Consider the following 13,919-nt stretch of genomic DNA (forward strand, 5'->3'; position numbering starts at 1 on the left):
TTGACCGGCATGTTAAAGACGGTGCCATTGGATAAGATCTGTAACGAGCAACGGCTTGGCGGATAGACGATGGCAGCACCTCAGCATGACGCGCACCTTCTCGTCGTCGACGACGATCCGCGCATTCGCCAGATGTTGACGCGCTATTTCGAGGATGAGGGTTATACGGTCTCTTCCGCTGCCGACGGCACCGAGATGCGCGTGCGCCTGCGCCAGCAGAATTTCGACGCCGTCCTGCTCGACCTCGTACTTCCGGGCGGCACGGACGGCCTTGACCTGGCCCGCGAAATCCGCGCCCAGTCCGACGTGCCGATCATGATGCTGACCGGCCGCGACGACGTCGTCGATCGTATCGTCGGTCTTGAGGTCGGCGCTGACGATTATATCGCCAAGCCTTTCCATCTTCGGGAAGTCCATGCGCGCCTGAAATCGATCCTGCGCCGCCGGCAGCCTCCCGCGCGCAACGCCGAGCCGGGCGGCGAGGAGATCATCGGCTTCGAGGACTGGAAGCTCAATCTCAGCCGCCGCCAGCTGCTCGACCCCGAGGGCACCGAGATCGAACTGACGACCGGCGAGTTCGATATGCTGACGACCTTCGTGCGGCATGCCGGACGGGTCCTGACCCGCGACGTGCTGATGGACCTGACCAGGGGCCGAAACCTAGAAGCCTTCGACCGGACGATCGATGCCCAGATCGTCCGGCTGCGACGCAAGATCGAGACGGACCCGAAGAAGCCGCAATTCATCAAGGCGGTGCGCGGCGTCGGCTACGTCTTTGCCGCAAGACTGGATTGATGGTTTCAGCGGCGGGTGGTGGCGTCGCGGCTCTTTCGGATCCCCCCGGCAAGGGCTCATACGGAGCGTAGCAGGGCGTCGATCTCGGCGCGTGAAGGCATGGCCGGGGCCGTGCCGTGCCGTGTCACCGCAATGGCTGCGGTCGCGCAGCCGAAACGGACGGCTTCGATCGGCGCCTGTCCTTCGGCAATCGCCGTCGCGAACCCACCGAGAAACGCGTCGCCGGCTCCGGTTGTGTCAATGACGTTTCCCGCCGAAAATGCGGGGACGAGTTCGCTCTGCCCGGCCGCGTGATAGTATGCTCCGCGCTTGCCGAGCGTAATGATCACCGCTTGCGCCCCCCGCTCGACCAAAGTGCGAGCCGCAGCACGTGCCTGCTCATCGGTTTCAATCGCGTGGCCGACTAATTCCGCTGCTTCGACTTCATTGGGGACGATGAAATCACACAGGCCGTAGATGCTGTCCGGGATCACCCGTGCCGGCGCCGGGTTGAAGATCGTCGTGGCCCCTGCGCTTTTTGCCATCGCCAATCCATGCAGGGCGGCCTCGAGCGGCTGTTCGAGCTGGGTCATGAAAATGGCGGCGCTTTCGATCGCCGCCCGATTCGCATCGACATCCTCGATGCCGATGAGGCCCGCCGCACCCGGTGCGACAATGATGGCATTGTCGCCGCTCACCTCGTCGACGAAGATGAAGGCGGCGCCGCTGGACACGCCGTCCATCTTCATCACATTGGCTTTGACGCCCGCCTCCGCATAGGCTGAAAGCGCCATCGCGCCGAACGGGTCGTTGCCGACCCGTGAAATGAAGGTCACCTTGCCGCCGGCCTTTGCCGCCGCAATTGCCTGATTGGACCCCTTGCCTCCCGGCCCGAGCGTGAAACCAGACCCCATCAGCGTCTCGGCAATATGGGGCAGGCGCTTCGCCTTATAGGCAGTGTCGGCAGCAAAAATGCCTAGGATAACGATCCCGCTTTTCTCGCTCATCGGACCGCCTCTTCCGCCGGAATGACGCCCTTGGTCAAAAGGAAACATCCGTAGAAGCGCAGTTCCCCCGTTGCGATCACGCAATAGGCCTTCTTGGCGATCTCGTAGAAGGCCATGCGTTCGACGGGATACATCGGCGATGGCTTGCCCTCGGCACGGTCGACGATCGCCTGGACTTCCTGCTGAATCGGCGGAATTTCATCCGGCTTGCCGATCACTTCCATGCGGCCCACCGACGGCTGGATCGGCGTGTCCAGCGGCAAGACCGAAAGAATCGCATCGATTGCCTGCGGCGCGGGAATGTTTTCCATGGTCAGCAGCGTCCCCAGGCGAGTCTGCCGGGCAATCGAATCCGACGGAAAATTCATGTCTGAGATGACGAGATAATCGCCGTGTCCCATATTGCAAAGTGCTTGAAGAATGTCGCCGTTGAGTTCGGCCCGAATTCCTTTGAGCATCGATCTTCCATCCTTTTCTCGTTGCCGGAGCACCGGTCTGCTTCAATTCGTATGGCCGGCGCTTTCCGCCTTGGGTTGCGGGCACGGGCCGCTCGAACCACGCACGATCAGCGATCCGTCGACCATTTCGTCCTCCGCACCCGGCGGTTCCGCCAAGAGAAGGCCGACCGCGCGCCGGGCCAGCATGTCGGCCGGCTGACGTATGGTCGTCAGCCTGGGAACAACGAGGTTGGCGAGCGAAATGTCATCGAAACCGGTGACGGACAGTTTTCGCGGCACGTCGATCTTGAGGTCGCGGGCCGCGCGTAATGCGCCGATCGCTTGCTGGTCGCTGGCGGCCGCGATCGCCGTTGGCCGGTCCTGCGGTGGGCGCGAAAGCAGGTCACGGGCAATTCTTTCACCCGACTCGTAGTCGAATTTACCGTAGGCGATTTCCAGGTCGACGGCCTCGCCGGTCCTGGCAAATCCGTTCATGCGGCTGACGAAGGCCTCCTTGCGCATGCGCCCTGCTTCGGTGTCGGTCGGCCCGGCAATATAGGCTATGCGCCGGTGCCCCAGCCCATAGAGATGATCGGCAATCAGCGTGGCCGCCTGCGCATGGTTGGTCGACACCAGGGGAAAAGCGCCGAAGCGCCGGTCGAGCGATACGACCGGGACAGAAGCCGGCAGATCAAGCCCCGAATCGTCGCTCGAAGCCACGACGATGATGCCGCGCACCGACCGGTCGAGAAAGGCCGAAACATGGCTCTGCTCCGCCTCACTATCGTTATGCGAGCTTGCCAGCATCAGGCTGTACCCGCATTCGAGTGCTGCACGCTCGATGCTTGCAGCAAGCTGCGCAAAGAAGGGGTTGGTGATGTCGGGAACGACGAGGCCGATGACGTCGGTTCTGCTGGTGCGCAGGGCCCTTGCGGTGACGTTCGGCCGGTAACCAAGCGCCGAAATCGCGTCGTTGACTTTTTCGCGCAGTACCGGCTTGACCGCCGCTTCGCCAGACAAGACGCGCGAAACGGTGCCCACGGATACGCCCGCATGTTCGGCAACGTCCTTGACTGTCGGCATCTTCGACATTTTCGACATCCCGCCGCTATTTTACGGCGCCCGCGGTCATCCCGGCGATGATATGCTTTTCCAGCACGACGCCGACGACGACCAGCGGCAGGATGCCGGCGGTTGAAAGGGCTGCCATTGACCACCAGTTGATGCCCTGGCTGCCTGTCTGGCTGGCAATCATCACCGGCAGCGTGTTGGTATTGGTGGAGGTCAGCAGCGCGGCGAAGAAATATTCGTTCCAGCACAGGATCAGCGCCAGGAGGAAAGCCGCCACCATGCCCGGCAGAACGAGCGGCACGATGATCCGGCCAAACGCGCCCCAGATCGACAGGCCATCGACAAGGGCTGCCTCCTCGAGCTCCACCGGTATGGTGGCGAACTGGTCGCGCATGATCCAGACGACGATCGGCAGGACCATCAAAGTATAGACGGCGATCATTCCGGCATAGGTGTCGAGCAACGCCAATTCCTTGTAGAGAACCAGGAACGGCAGGGCGAGGACGACAGGCGGCATAATGAGCTGCGACAGGAAGAAGAAGGAGATGTCGGAATTGCGCATATGGCCGAATTTGTAGGAAAAGCGGCTGAGTCCATAGGCCGCCAGCGATCCGAGCACGACCGCAAGAGCGGATGCCGTGATCGAGATGATTACGCTGTTCCAGAGCCGGCGCATGAATTCGTCGCGCACTGTCGATATCTGCGAGATCGTATCGGGAGAGAGCCCGAGCGAACGCCAGCCGAGCCAGCTGGGGGTAAAATTGAACCAGGGGATCAGATTGCCGCGCATGACGTCGGCGGCTGTTTTGAACGAGGTCGAAACCGTCCAGAACAGTGGAAAGATGCAGACACAGGCCCAGATGACGAGCAGTCCGTAGACGGCCAGACGCATGGCCCACCAGCGAATGCGCTGACCCCGCCCGTATTTTTCGAAATCGATGCGAACCATCAGAGCCTTCCTGTCATCCGCTTCACGATACGGTCGGAAATCTTCATCAGCCCCGTCATCCCGACGACGATGATCACCAGGTAGACGAGCGCAAGCAGCGTCCCGTAGCCGACATTCGAACGGTCGCGATATTCGCGATAGATGAAACTGGTGACGGAATCGGTCGCCCCGCCTGGGCCTCCCGATGTCACGGTGATGATGATGTCGGCGAGCTTGAGCTTGAATATAATGCGGATCATCACTGCCGTGACCGACACCGGCAGCATCAGCGGGAAAATGACCTGCCAGAAGCGCTGCCATTTGGTGGCGCCGTCGACTTCGGCCGCCTCCAGCACCTCCCGCGAGAGGGCCTGCAATCCGGCGAGCAGCATGATCATCATGAAGGGAATGAAGGTCCAGGCATCCATGATCATGATCGAAAGCCGAGCCGTCATCGGATCGCCGAAGAAGGAGGGATTTTCCCAGCCGAGCCAGCGTGCCAGGCGCGCGATTGGGCCGAAACGGGTCTCCAGCATCGATTTGCCGACCATCCAGCTCACCGCGACCGGCGACAGCATCAAGGGTACGAGGAAGGTGACCCGCCAGAATTTCCGGGCAAGGATTTCCTGATTGAGGAGCAGCGCCAGGCCGAAAGCAATCGCGTATTCGACTGCGATCGCCAGGCCGTAGAGGATCATGTTGAGCAAGGCATTGGCATAGAACGGGTCGGCGATCATCCGGCGCACATTGTCGAGTCCGTTGAAGCGCCGCCCGGCGGAAGAAGCGAGGTTCCAATCGGAAAAGCCGATCCAGAGGGCAAAGACCAGCGGGAAGACCACCATCGACACGACGAACAGCGCGGCCGGCAGAACGAAAAGCGCCTTCTTGCCGGCCTCTCCATAAATGACGACGCGCGTGACGCAAAGGACCGCTGCCCAGAGGAAATAAGCATAGAGGACGGGGCGCCAGTTCGCGAAACCCGATTCGGTCCAGCCCAGTTCATGGGCACCCTGCAACACAAAGAATGCAATGAACCATGCGGCGCTGAACCACAGAGCCGTGCGGCCCCAGAAACGGCGGCTCGCGGAAATGGAGCCGGCTTCGACCGTGTGCAGTAGGTCGCCTTCGACTGTCGACATGATATTCCTCGCCCGGATAGAAAAGGCGCCGGCGGAATCGCTTCCGATCCGCCGGCGCGTTTGGTCAGTGGATCAGAGCCCGAGGCTCGCCCGATAGAGTTTCAGCTGGCTGTCGCGGCCGATCTGGTCGGTGATCTTTTCCCAAGCGGCTGCAATCGCATCGGCGGTCTCCTGCGCCGACTTGTACTGTCCGGCAAAACCCTTCGCCAATTCGTCTTCGGCGACGGAGTAATATTGGAAGATACCGGGGATGCGCGGTTCGATCGCAGCGTTCGGGTGGTTGTAGCTGTCGGCATTCGAACCCAGATAGTCCTCGATATAGGCGCGGTCGTAACCTGCCTTTTCCCATTCGTCATAGTTGAAGTTGGACTGACGATAGGGCTGGAAGCCGGACGGATAGGCCGAGGTCCACAGCGACAGATCCTTACCCCCAAGATGGGCGGCGGCCGACCAGGCCGCCTTGCGCTTCTTCTCGTCACTGGAGACCCGCTTGGTGACGTAGATGCCCCAGCCGATATAGGCCATGTTGGGCGCTTCGTTATACTTGTCTTCCCATTGACCGGTCTTGCGGTTGTAGACGCGGTTGGAGCCGCGGTTGATGCCGAAACCGACCACATCGCCCACGACCGAGGTGTCCGAGGTGCGCGCGCCGGAGCCGACGTCGCCCCACCACATCAGCATGGCACCAGTGCCGGCGAGGAACTGCGAAAAGGCGGTCGTGCCGGGATCCGCATTGATCTGATCAGCCGGATAGGCCTTGGCGGCGATCAGATCCAGCACGTCCTGGATCGCCTGGACCCATGCGGGATTATTGACCAGCGGCTTCATGTTGTCAGGGTCGAACAGCCAGGCCGGATCGCCGGGATATTTGGCATAGGCCGTCGCGCGGTTCTCGATGAAATAGAAGCCGAAACCACCCCAGCCCTTGAGCGGGTCGAGATAGCCGTAGGCCGGCTGGCCGGTCAGCGGATCGGTCTTGCCGATCAGCGCCTTGGACGCCGCGTTGACGTCCTGCCAGGTCTTCGGCACCTCTGCCATGCCGCTGATCGAACCTTCGCCGAAGTAATCCTTGCGATAGGCGAAGGTGTGGCAGTCGCCGTCGATCGTCACGCGATAGCTCTTGCCGTCCCAGGTTCCGACCGGCGGCTTCAGGTAGCTCACCAGGTCGTCGGCTTCGATCTGCTTTGCAGCCCAGTCCGGCATCTCGTCCAGAAGCCCGCGCCCGGCAGTATCGCCTTCGAAGGGCGCGCCCATTTCGAGAATGTCGAAATCGACCGTGCCGGTCGCGATCGACTGCTGAAGGCGGGCGTTATAGTCCGCCTGGGCAAGGTCGATCCAGTTGATCTTGGCGCCGGTATAGGCTTCCCACGGCTTCAGGAAGCCGCGGAACAGGAAGTTGTGGAGGTTCTGGTTGTTGAGCCCCATGAAGGTCAGTTCGACGCCGGCGAATTCGCCCTGCTTGACATTGGCCTTGGTGGGTCCGAGGCAGAGTTCGCCGACTTTTTGCCAGTCTGCATCCGTCGGCGAGCCTTTGCCGACGCCCGGTATCTGCAGGATCTGGGCGCGCAGGTCATCGGCAGCGAACGCCATGCCGGGAATTCCGCCGACCGTGCCGGACAGGCCGAGCAGCGCCGCTGCACTTGCCGTTCCGCGCAATACGTCGCGGCGGCTTGCCTGACGGCGCATCAGTGCATCGTATATTTCGACTTTCATGTCTTCCTCCTCTATGCTTCGTTGAGCTGCCGCCAGCCGGTCTTTTCGAACTGGTTCCGGCCCGATTTTTGGACTGGTTTCGTGCAGAACTATCTGGTAAGCAAGAAAATGAAACGTTTCATAATTTCTTGCTTGAAACCGCTCCTCTCGGTCTCACCATCGAGCATTAGACGGCAAGCGGCAAAAGTCAATAAGAAATGAAACGTTTCATGGAGGAGGTCTCGCGGTCTCTCGGGCAGCGGCGCAACGCGGTTGCCTCGAGCCCAATGCCGTGGATATTGTCAAGAGACGCATGTCCCTTGGGACCACCCCTGGGATGGCCGGAAAGCGATTGGGAGGCATATGGCTGAGGTCAATATATCGGAGGCGCGCAAGGCCTACGGCGCCTTAAATATCCTGCACGGCGTCAATATCGAAATTCGCGACGGCGAGTTTGTGGTGCTGGTCGGCCCATCCGGCTGCGGCAAGTCGACTTTGCTGCGCATGGTCGCCGGGCTCGAAAGCATCACCGGCGGCACCATCTCGATCGGCGGAAAGGTCGTCAACAATCTGCCCCCGAAGGACCGCGACATTGCGATGGTCTTCCAGAGCTATGCGCTCTATCCGCACAAGACCGTTGCCGAAAACATGGTCTTTGCGCTGCGCCTGCAGAAGCAGCCGGCCGATGTCATCAAGCAACGTCTGCAGGCGGCGGCCGAAACACTCGACCTCGTGCCCTATCTTGACCGCTACCCGCGCCAGCTTTCCGGCGGCCAGCGGCAACGCGTCGCGATGGGACGCGCCATCGTCAGGTCGCCGCAAGTCTTCCTGTTCGACGAGCCCCTGTCGAACCTCGATGCCAAGCTGCGCGTGCAGATGCGCAAGGAGATCAAGGAGCTCCACCAACGGCTGAGAACCACGACGATCTATGTCACCCATGACCAGGTCGAAGCAATGACCATGGCTGACAAGATCGTCGTCATGCAGGGCGGCAGGGTCGAACAGACCGGAACGCCCCTGCAGCTCTACGATCGTCCGCGCAATACGTTTGTGGCGACCTTCATCGGCTCGCCGTCGATGAATCTGCTGAAAGGCCGCTACAAGGCCGATGGTGCGGTGTTCGTCACCGAGACCGGCGACGAGATTGCGCTCGGTTTTACGCCGGAGGCATCCGATGGACAGGCCGTGCTTCTCGGCGTGCGGCCCGAACATCTGGCCCTCAGCCCTGGCGGCCTGGAAACGACCGTCAACGTCACCGAGCCCACCGGCCACGAGACGATGGTCTTCCTGCGCTACGGTTCCGGCGAGCTTGTGGCGGTGCTGTCCGAACGTCACGATTTCGAGCCGGGTCAGGTCGTGACAATAGCCCCTCGGCCGGGCAAGCTCCATCTGTTCGATGCGGAGTCAGGTCGGACGCTGCGGCAAGATTGAGATCATGGATGTCCCGGCGACTTACAGTCGCCGGCGGGCGAGGAGCCGCGATGATCGCCAATTCGCACGAAGGCAGTTTGCGTTTTACGGAGTCAGCACTGCCGCGCCGCTCAACCGGCCGGCACGCAGATCATCGAGCGCCCGGTTGGCGTCGCTAAGCGGGTAGACGGTCGTGTGGGTCCTGACGCCTGCCTGACGGGCGACGGGAAAAAATTCCTCCGCGTCGCCACGGGTAAGATTTGCGACCGAGACGACGCTTCGCTCGCCCCAGATCAAGGCATAGGGCATCGCCGGAATGTCGCTCATATGGATGCCTCCGCAGACGACCCTGCCGCCTTTGCGCACGACTTTCAAGGCCGCCGGCACGAGCGCTCCGACCGGAGCGAAGATGATGGCCGCATCGAGCATGACCGGCGGTCTTTCGTCAGAGCTTCCTGCCCAGACGGCGCCGAGGCTGAGGGCAAAACGGCGCGCCGCATCATCGCCTGCTCTTGAGAACGCATAGACCTCACGGCCCTGCCAGCGGCAGATTTGCGCAATGATATGAGCGGCCGCACCGAACCCGTAGATCCCGATCCTGGCGCCGTCGCCAGCCTTCTTCAATGAACGCCATCCTATGAGACCGGCGCAGAGCAACGGGGCAAGGGCGACGGGATCAGCCTGTTCGTCCAGCGCGAAGGCATAGGCGGCATCCGCGACGACATGGGTGGCAAAACCGCCGTCGCGCGTATAGCCGGTGAATTGCGGCCGGTCACACAGGTTTTCCTGTCCGGCCCGACAGAAGGAACAGGATCCGCAGGTGTGGCCAAGCCACGGCACGCCGACCCTTTGTCCAATTCGCGACGAGGCGATCCCCTCCCCGACCGCCTCGACGATGCCGACGATCTCGTGGCCGGGAACGAGCGGGAGCTTGGGGCTGTCAAGATCGCCGTCACAGACGTGAAGGTCGGTCCGGCAGACGGCGCAGGCCTCCATTCTCAGCATCAGCTGTCCCTTTCCCGGCAAGGGATCGGGCCGCTCGACCGGGCGCAAGGGAGACCCGACCGCTTCGAGGATCATTGCCTTCACGCGTCCTCCTCCCGTCGGAGATGCCACGTTGCGCAGGGGACAAGGGGAAACACCATGATGAGCGCGCTTTGACCGGCGTCAAGCTTCAAGCGCGATCAGCGCGATGTTCCCTCCCGCTCTTTGCGATAGCTCAATGAGCGGCGCTTCCATCGCAAGCATGATCCGACCGGGATGACCATCGCGAAGGGATGAAGATCATGACGAGCAAGATGATGAAGGCGGCAGTGGTGCGCGAATTCGGCAAGCCGCTTGCAATCGAATGCGTGCCGGTTCCTGTGCCCGGTCCAGGTGAAATCCTGGTGAAGGTTGCCGCCTGCGGCGTGTGCCATACCGATCTGCATGCCGCCGAGGGCGATTGGCCCGTCATGCCTGTGCCGCCGTTCATTCCCGGTCATGAAGCTGCCGGCATCGTCGCCGCCCTCGGTCCTGATGTGACTGAATTCAAAGAAGGCGATGCCGTCGGCGTCGCCTGGCTGCACGATGCCTGCCTGCGCTGCGAGTACTGCGAGACCGGCTGGGAAACGCTCTGCGCGCATCAGCACAACACCGGCTATAGCTGCAATGGCGGCTTTGCAGAATATGTCATCGCCTCCGCCGCTTTCGCAGCCCGCCTGCCGGCCGGTGTCGACTTCGCTGAGATCGCTCCCATCCTCTGCGCCGGCGTGACGACCTACAAGGGATTGAAGGAGACGGAGGCCCGGCCCGGCGAGTGGGTGGCAATATCGGGCGTCGGCGGCCTCGGTCATGTCGCGATCCAATACGCCAAGGCGATGGGCCTCAAGGTGGTGGCGCTCGATGTCGCCGCCGCCAAGCTCGATCTCGCCCGCCAGGTCGGCGCCGATCTCGCCCTCAATGCCCGCTCCGAGGACACGGTCGAAAAGGTGCTGAAGGCAACGAATGGCGGAGCGCACGGCGTGGTCGTCACAGCCGTCTCGCCATCGGCTTTCTCGCAGGCTCTCGGCATGGTGCGGCGCAAGGGCACCGTCAGCCTCGTCGGCCTGCCGCCGGGCAACTTTCCGACGCCGATTTTCGACGTCGTGCTGAAGCGCATCACCATCCGCGGCTCGATCGTCGGCACCCGCCGCGATCTCGACGAAGCCCTGGCTTTCGCCGCCGAAGGAAGGGTCCGCGCCGAGATCGCCAAGGCGCCTCTTGACGACATCAACGATATTTTCGCCCGCCTCAAGGCGGGAACGATCGAGGGGCGCATGGTGCTCGATATCGCTGGGGAGGCGGGCGTATCCGCAGCGGCAGAGCAATCCGCCGCATAGCCTGTCCGTAGGCCGCTACCTCTGCCATGGGGAGAGCTGCCTACACATTCGCATGCCGGCAAGACGCGGCGGGATGTCCGGATATATGTCAGCGCCGAAGCTCAAATTTGACGTCGATCAAAGAATTCGGGCTGCATCGCCGTTAGCTTGTTCCCATTGGGTTCGCCGGAAAGCGCCGGCCCATTCAAATGCTCGAGACCATGTCCGCCAACGTGAAGCGGACGCTTGTCTCATCAGGAGTGAACCATGCTCGTTCAAGCCATCATGACGTCGCCGGCGATCACCGTAACGGCATCGGCCTCCGTAGCCGAAGCGGCCAGGTTGATGCTCGACAACAGGATCAGCGGCCTGCCGGTCGTCGATGCCAACGGTGCGCTTGTCGGCATTGTCAGCGAAGGGGTCAAGGATCAGCTCGTCTGGGTCGATCCCTATTACGGGATCGCGCTGCCGCCGCCGGACGCCGAAACCAGGCAGGCTTGAATTTGGTCAGCCGGGAGGGGGCGCCGCAAAAGCGGAAGCCGGGACCCGCCATTCGCGATGGCGCCGGCCGTTCTGACACGCGAGGCACGCTGTCACGGCGCGGGCTGCGGCCTGCCTAAACCTCACATATGGGAGCGAGACGCTAAAATGCCGAAAAGTCTGCTCGGTTTCGTGCTTCTCATCAGCCGCTATCACCAGATGGCGATTGCAGCCCTGTCCATCATTCTTTTCCTCGCCGGCACGGCACCGCTCGAAATCCAGAGGCGCATCATCAATGCAGCCACCGAGCGCGGCTCCTATCAGGCAATCCTGATCCTCGTCCTTGCCTATCTCGGGCTTGTCCTGCTGGAGGGGCTGACCAAGCTGATGTTGAACGTCTATCGCGGCTGGGTCGGGGAAATCGCGGTCCGCTGGCTGCGCAAGTCGGCGCTCGCCGCTTCGCAGCGATCGGAAGAAGCGCCCCTCGACGCGCTTGCCGAAGGCGTTCAGCTCTCGATCATCATCGCTGAGGCGGAGCCGGTCGGCGGTTTCGTCGGCACCAGCATCTCGGAGCCGCTGTTGCAGGCTGGGATTCTGGTCGCCGTCGGCGGCTATTTGATCTTCCTGCAGCCACTGATGGCGCTTGCCGTCGCCGTCGTCTTCCTGCCGCAGATCGGCTTCGTGCCGCTGATGCAATCGGCGATCAACCGCCGGGTGGAGACAAAGATCACCGTGATGCGACGTGTGAGCCAAAGCATGGTCCAGCATGTCGTTACCGATGATGCGCTTGATGCCCAGACGTCCCGGGTGGAGAGGCTCTTCTCGCTGAACATGAGCGTCTACAGGATCAAGTTCACGATGAATTTCATGATGAATCTGATGACGCAGCTCGGCTATGCCGGCATCTTCGCTCTCGGCGGCTATTATGTCGTCACCGGCAAGACCGAGATCGGAACCGTCGTCGCCTTTATCTCCGGCCTATCTAAGATCAGAGATCCCTGGGGGGAACTGATCGACTGGTATCGCGATCTGAGGGTTACGCAGGTCAAATACGCCATGATCCGCGATGCAAGCACTGCCCAGAGAGCAGAGGATGGGGCATTCGCCCCGGACACGTCAGACATTGACGCCATCGAGGCTTGAACCGATTTCAGCGGTAGGCCGTCGCGAGGGGCCGGTCATGCCGTCGGTGATCAGGCGTGCGGATCCCTCGGCATCGACGTGCGACCCCAAAGATGGTTGCTGCGAAGCCGTCCTTGAACAGGGCCCCGCACGCTCCTAATGCGACAGCAGGATAGGCAGGGTGATGCTGGTCAGCACCGCCCGGGTGGCGCCGCCGAGCACGAATTCTCGCAGGCGCGAATGACCGAAGCCGCCCATGACGAGAAGGTCGGCCCGCAGTTCGAAAGCCTTGTTCTGCAGCACCTCGCCAACTGGCTCGCCATGAGCGCGCACCTGCACCGCCTCGGCCACCACGCCGCTCTTCAGCAGGTTCTCCACGAGATAATCTCCCGTTTCGTATGTCACCGGCTTCTCGTCGATGACGGTGAGCAGGTAGACCTTGGACGCGCGTTCCAGGAAGATCGAGGCGTCATGGGCCGCCCGCGCCGCCGCGCGGCTGCCGTCCCAGGCAATGGCGACATGATCGATCCGGCCGCCGAAAGGTGCGGGTGGATAAAGGATGAGCGGTCGCCCGGATCCGAACAGCACCGCCTCGACGATCGGACGGGAGAGTCCCGCCAGTTCGAGAAGCACGAGATCGTAGGCGCGCGAGGCTTCTGCCAGCGCTTCGACGACGAAAGGTTCTTCAACCTTGATCTTGCGCGTCCGCAGATCGACGGAAGCCGCCCTTGCCTCGTCCACCGCCTTCTGCGTCAGCACGGAAGCGCGTTTGCGGCTCAGCGCTCCGGCCTCCCGCGCCATCTGCGCCGCATCGATGATCAACGAGGACAGCGCGTTGGAGACATCCGGAACGGTGATCTCGACCGCACAGACCGTGAGTGTCGCCTGCATGTGGCGAGCAAGTGCGATGGCATTGGCGATCATAACGTCCGAAGTCGCATCCGGATAGGTGAGGAGCGGAACAAAGATATGCTGTTTCATGACAATCCTCCGGAGGAGAGTGCGATAGCTGATGCCGCGACCCTGACAGCTGCTCGGAATTGCGCATTGACATGCCTCAAGCCGGGCGCCTCACATCCGTTGATGCCGATCAATGCAGCGCTGCTCAGCGGCTCTACGGTGATGATCATTGATTTGTGGACGGCCGCCGGCCGGTTGAGACATATGCCGCCGGTCCTGCAGCAGGGAGAACATCGATGAGCGAAGAGATGGAAAACAGACTGAAGACCTTGAGAGCAGATCTGCAGCGCCGGGTGTCGGCGATCGATGCCGATCTTGGTGCCGCTCTGGACCCGGATAGCGAAGATCGTGTGACCCAGCTCGAAAACGATCAGGTGCTGATGGAAATGCGGAAGGAAGCACGTGAGCAAATCATCTCGATCGACGCGGCTCTCGAGCGCCTGAATCACGGAAGCTTTGGCCGCTGCGTCAGATGCCTCGACCCGATCGACCCGGGCCGGTTGAAAGCCATTCCCTACACCCCCTATTGCGTGACCTGTGCTCGCCTGGCGGGCTAGCAG

The 13,919-nt window shown here is 61.9% G+C and carries 14 protein-coding genes and 1 pseudogene; 7 read left to right on the top strand and 8 right to left on the bottom strand.

Annotation, left to right across the window (positions count from 1 at the left end; translation table 11 throughout):
* Window positions 1–69 precede the first annotated feature (69 nt).
* Window positions 70–795, top strand: a complete 726-nt coding sequence (locus AMC88_RS22655) for a response regulator (RefSeq protein ID WP_010014366.1) — start codon at window positions 70–72, stop codon at window positions 793–795.
* Window positions 796–851: 56 nt separating this feature from the next.
* On the opposite strand, the gene rbsK is transcribed toward AMC88_RS22655, so the two are convergent.
* The 6 genes from rbsK to AMC88_RS22685 all read right to left on the bottom strand — a co-directional run bounded on the left by rbsK (window position 852) and on the right by AMC88_RS22685 (window position 7,069).
* The gene (gene rbsK / locus AMC88_RS22660) at window positions 852–1,781 is read right to left on the bottom strand and encodes a ribokinase (RefSeq protein WP_016737084.1); all 930 of its coding nucleotides are present in this window, start codon (window positions 1,779–1,781) and stop codon (window positions 852–854) included.
* Entirely contained in the window at window positions 1,778–2,239 is a 462-nt protein-coding gene (locus AMC88_RS22665) for an RbsD/FucU family protein (RefSeq protein ID WP_064823335.1), read from the bottom strand. The genes rbsK and AMC88_RS22665 overlap by 4 nt, the downstream gene beginning before the upstream one ends.
* 42 nt (window positions 2,240–2,281) lie before the next feature.
* A complete protein-coding gene (locus AMC88_RS22670) occupies window positions 2,282–3,310 on the bottom strand; it encodes a LacI family DNA-binding transcriptional regulator (RefSeq protein WP_029532139.1) in 1,029 nt (342 codons plus the stop codon).
* Between the two features lie 16 nt (window positions 3,311–3,326).
* A complete protein-coding gene (locus tag AMC88_RS22675; protein WP_010016978.1) occupies window positions 3,327–4,238 on the bottom strand; it encodes a carbohydrate ABC transporter permease in 912 nt (303 codons plus the stop codon).
* A complete protein-coding gene (locus AMC88_RS22680) occupies window positions 4,238–5,356 on the bottom strand; it encodes a carbohydrate ABC transporter permease (RefSeq protein WP_064826007.1) in 1,119 nt (372 codons plus the stop codon). The genes AMC88_RS22675 and AMC88_RS22680 overlap by 1 nt, the downstream gene beginning before the upstream one ends.
* A gap of 72 nt (window positions 5,357–5,428) precedes the next feature.
* A complete protein-coding gene (locus tag AMC88_RS22685; RefSeq protein ID WP_064826008.1) occupies window positions 5,429–7,069 on the bottom strand; it encodes an extracellular solute-binding protein in 1,641 nt (546 codons plus the stop codon).
* A gap of 342 nt (window positions 7,070–7,411) precedes the next feature.
* Between AMC88_RS22685 and AMC88_RS22690 the strand changes: the two genes are divergently transcribed.
* Window positions 7,412–8,479 (top strand): ABC transporter ATP-binding protein, encoded by a 1,068-nt coding sequence (locus AMC88_RS22690; protein ID WP_064826009.1) that lies wholly within the window; start codon window positions 7,412–7,414, stop codon window positions 8,477–8,479.
* Window positions 8,480–8,563: 84 nt separating this feature from the next.
* Here the strand turns inward: AMC88_RS22690 and AMC88_RS22695 are convergent, their stop codons facing one another.
* Complete coding sequence (locus AMC88_RS22695) at window positions 8,564–9,547, bottom strand: zinc-dependent alcohol dehydrogenase family protein (RefSeq protein ID WP_064826010.1); 984 nt, start codon at window positions 9,545–9,547, stop codon at window positions 8,564–8,566.
* A gap of 197 nt (window positions 9,548–9,744) precedes the next feature.
* Between AMC88_RS22695 and adhP the strand changes: the two genes are divergently transcribed.
* The 3 genes and pseudogenes from adhP to AMC88_RS22710 all read left to right on the top strand — a co-directional run bounded on the left by adhP (window position 9,745) and on the right by AMC88_RS22710 (window position 12,420).
* A complete protein-coding gene (adhP, locus tag AMC88_RS22700) occupies window positions 9,745–10,818 on the top strand; it encodes an alcohol dehydrogenase AdhP (RefSeq protein ID WP_170965672.1) in 1,074 nt (357 codons plus the stop codon).
* Between the two features lie 246 nt (window positions 10,819–11,064).
* Window positions 11,065–11,217: pseudogene (locus tag AMC88_RS22705) on the top strand (CBS domain-containing protein); the annotation flags it as partial.
* Window positions 11,218–11,445: 228 nt separating this feature from the next.
* The gene (locus tag AMC88_RS22710; RefSeq protein ID WP_064826013.1) at window positions 11,446–12,420 is read left to right on the top strand and encodes an ABC transporter transmembrane domain-containing protein; all 975 of its coding nucleotides are present in this window, start codon (window positions 11,446–11,448) and stop codon (window positions 12,418–12,420) included.
* A 135-nt stretch (window positions 12,421–12,555) separates the two neighbouring features.
* Here AMC88_RS22710 and AMC88_RS22715 read toward each other — a convergent pair whose 3' ends face one another.
* Entirely contained in the window at window positions 12,556–13,380 is an 825-nt protein-coding gene (locus tag AMC88_RS22715) for a universal stress protein (RefSeq protein WP_064823341.1), read from the bottom strand.
* Here AMC88_RS22715 and AMC88_RS22720 point away from each other — a divergent pair.
* A complete protein-coding gene (locus AMC88_RS22720) occupies window positions 13,369–13,599 on the top strand; it encodes a hypothetical protein (RefSeq protein WP_046977254.1) in 231 nt (76 codons plus the stop codon). The genes AMC88_RS22715 and AMC88_RS22720 overlap by 12 nt on opposite strands.
* Window positions 13,596–13,916, top strand: a complete 321-nt coding sequence (locus tag AMC88_RS22725) for a TraR/DksA family transcriptional regulator (protein ID WP_016737073.1) — start codon at window positions 13,596–13,598, stop codon at window positions 13,914–13,916. Before AMC88_RS22720 ends, AMC88_RS22725 begins: the two co-directional genes overlap by 4 nt.
* Window positions 13,917–13,919: the final 3 nt, after the last annotated feature.

Source organism: Rhizobium phaseoli, assembly GCF_001664385.1.
In the GTDB taxonomy this organism is placed as follows: Bacteria; Pseudomonadota; Alphaproteobacteria; order Rhizobiales; family Rhizobiaceae; genus Rhizobium; species Rhizobium phaseoli.

Coding starts and splice junctions, on each gene's coding strand:
- AMC88_RS22680 (WP_064826007.1), bottom strand. CDS start 5,356: ATGTCGACAGTCGAAGGCGACCTACTGCACACGGTCGAAGCCGGCTCC.
- AMC88_RS22670 (WP_029532139.1), bottom strand. CDS start 3,310: ATGTCGAAGATGCCGACAGTCAAGGACGTTGCCGAACATGCGGGCGTA.
- AMC88_RS22675 (WP_010016978.1), bottom strand. CDS start 4,238: ATGGTTCGCATCGATTTCGAAAAATACGGGCGGGGTCAGCGCATTCGC.
- AMC88_RS22655 (WP_010014366.1), top strand. CDS start 70: ATGGCAGCACCTCAGCATGACGCGCACCTTCTCGTCGTCGACGACGAT.
- AMC88_RS22715 (WP_064823341.1), bottom strand. CDS start 13,380: ATGAAACAGCATATCTTTGTTCCGCTCCTCACCTATCCGGATGCGACT.
- AMC88_RS22690 (WP_064826009.1), top strand. CDS start 7,412: ATGGCTGAGGTCAATATATCGGAGGCGCGCAAGGCCTACGGCGCCTTA.
- AMC88_RS22665 (WP_064823335.1), bottom strand. CDS start 2,239: ATGCTCAAAGGAATTCGGGCCGAACTCAACGGCGACATTCTTCAAGCA.
- AMC88_RS22710 (WP_064826013.1), top strand. CDS start 11,446: ATGCCGAAAAGTCTGCTCGGTTTCGTGCTTCTCATCAGCCGCTATCAC.
- AMC88_RS22685 (WP_064826008.1), bottom strand. CDS start 7,069: ATGAAAGTCGAAATATACGATGCACTGATGCGCCGTCAGGCAAGCCGC.
- AMC88_RS22720 (WP_046977254.1), top strand. CDS start 13,369: ATGCTGTTTCATGACAATCCTCCGGAGGAGAGTGCGATAGCTGATGCC.
- rbsK (WP_016737084.1), bottom strand. CDS start 1,781: ATGAGCGAGAAAAGCGGGATCGTTATCCTAGGCATTTTTGCTGCCGAC.
- adhP (WP_170965672.1), top strand. CDS start 9,745: ATGACGAGCAAGATGATGAAGGCGGCAGTGGTGCGCGAATTCGGCAAG.
- AMC88_RS22725 (WP_016737073.1), top strand. CDS start 13,596: ATGAGCGAAGAGATGGAAAACAGACTGAAGACCTTGAGAGCAGATCTG.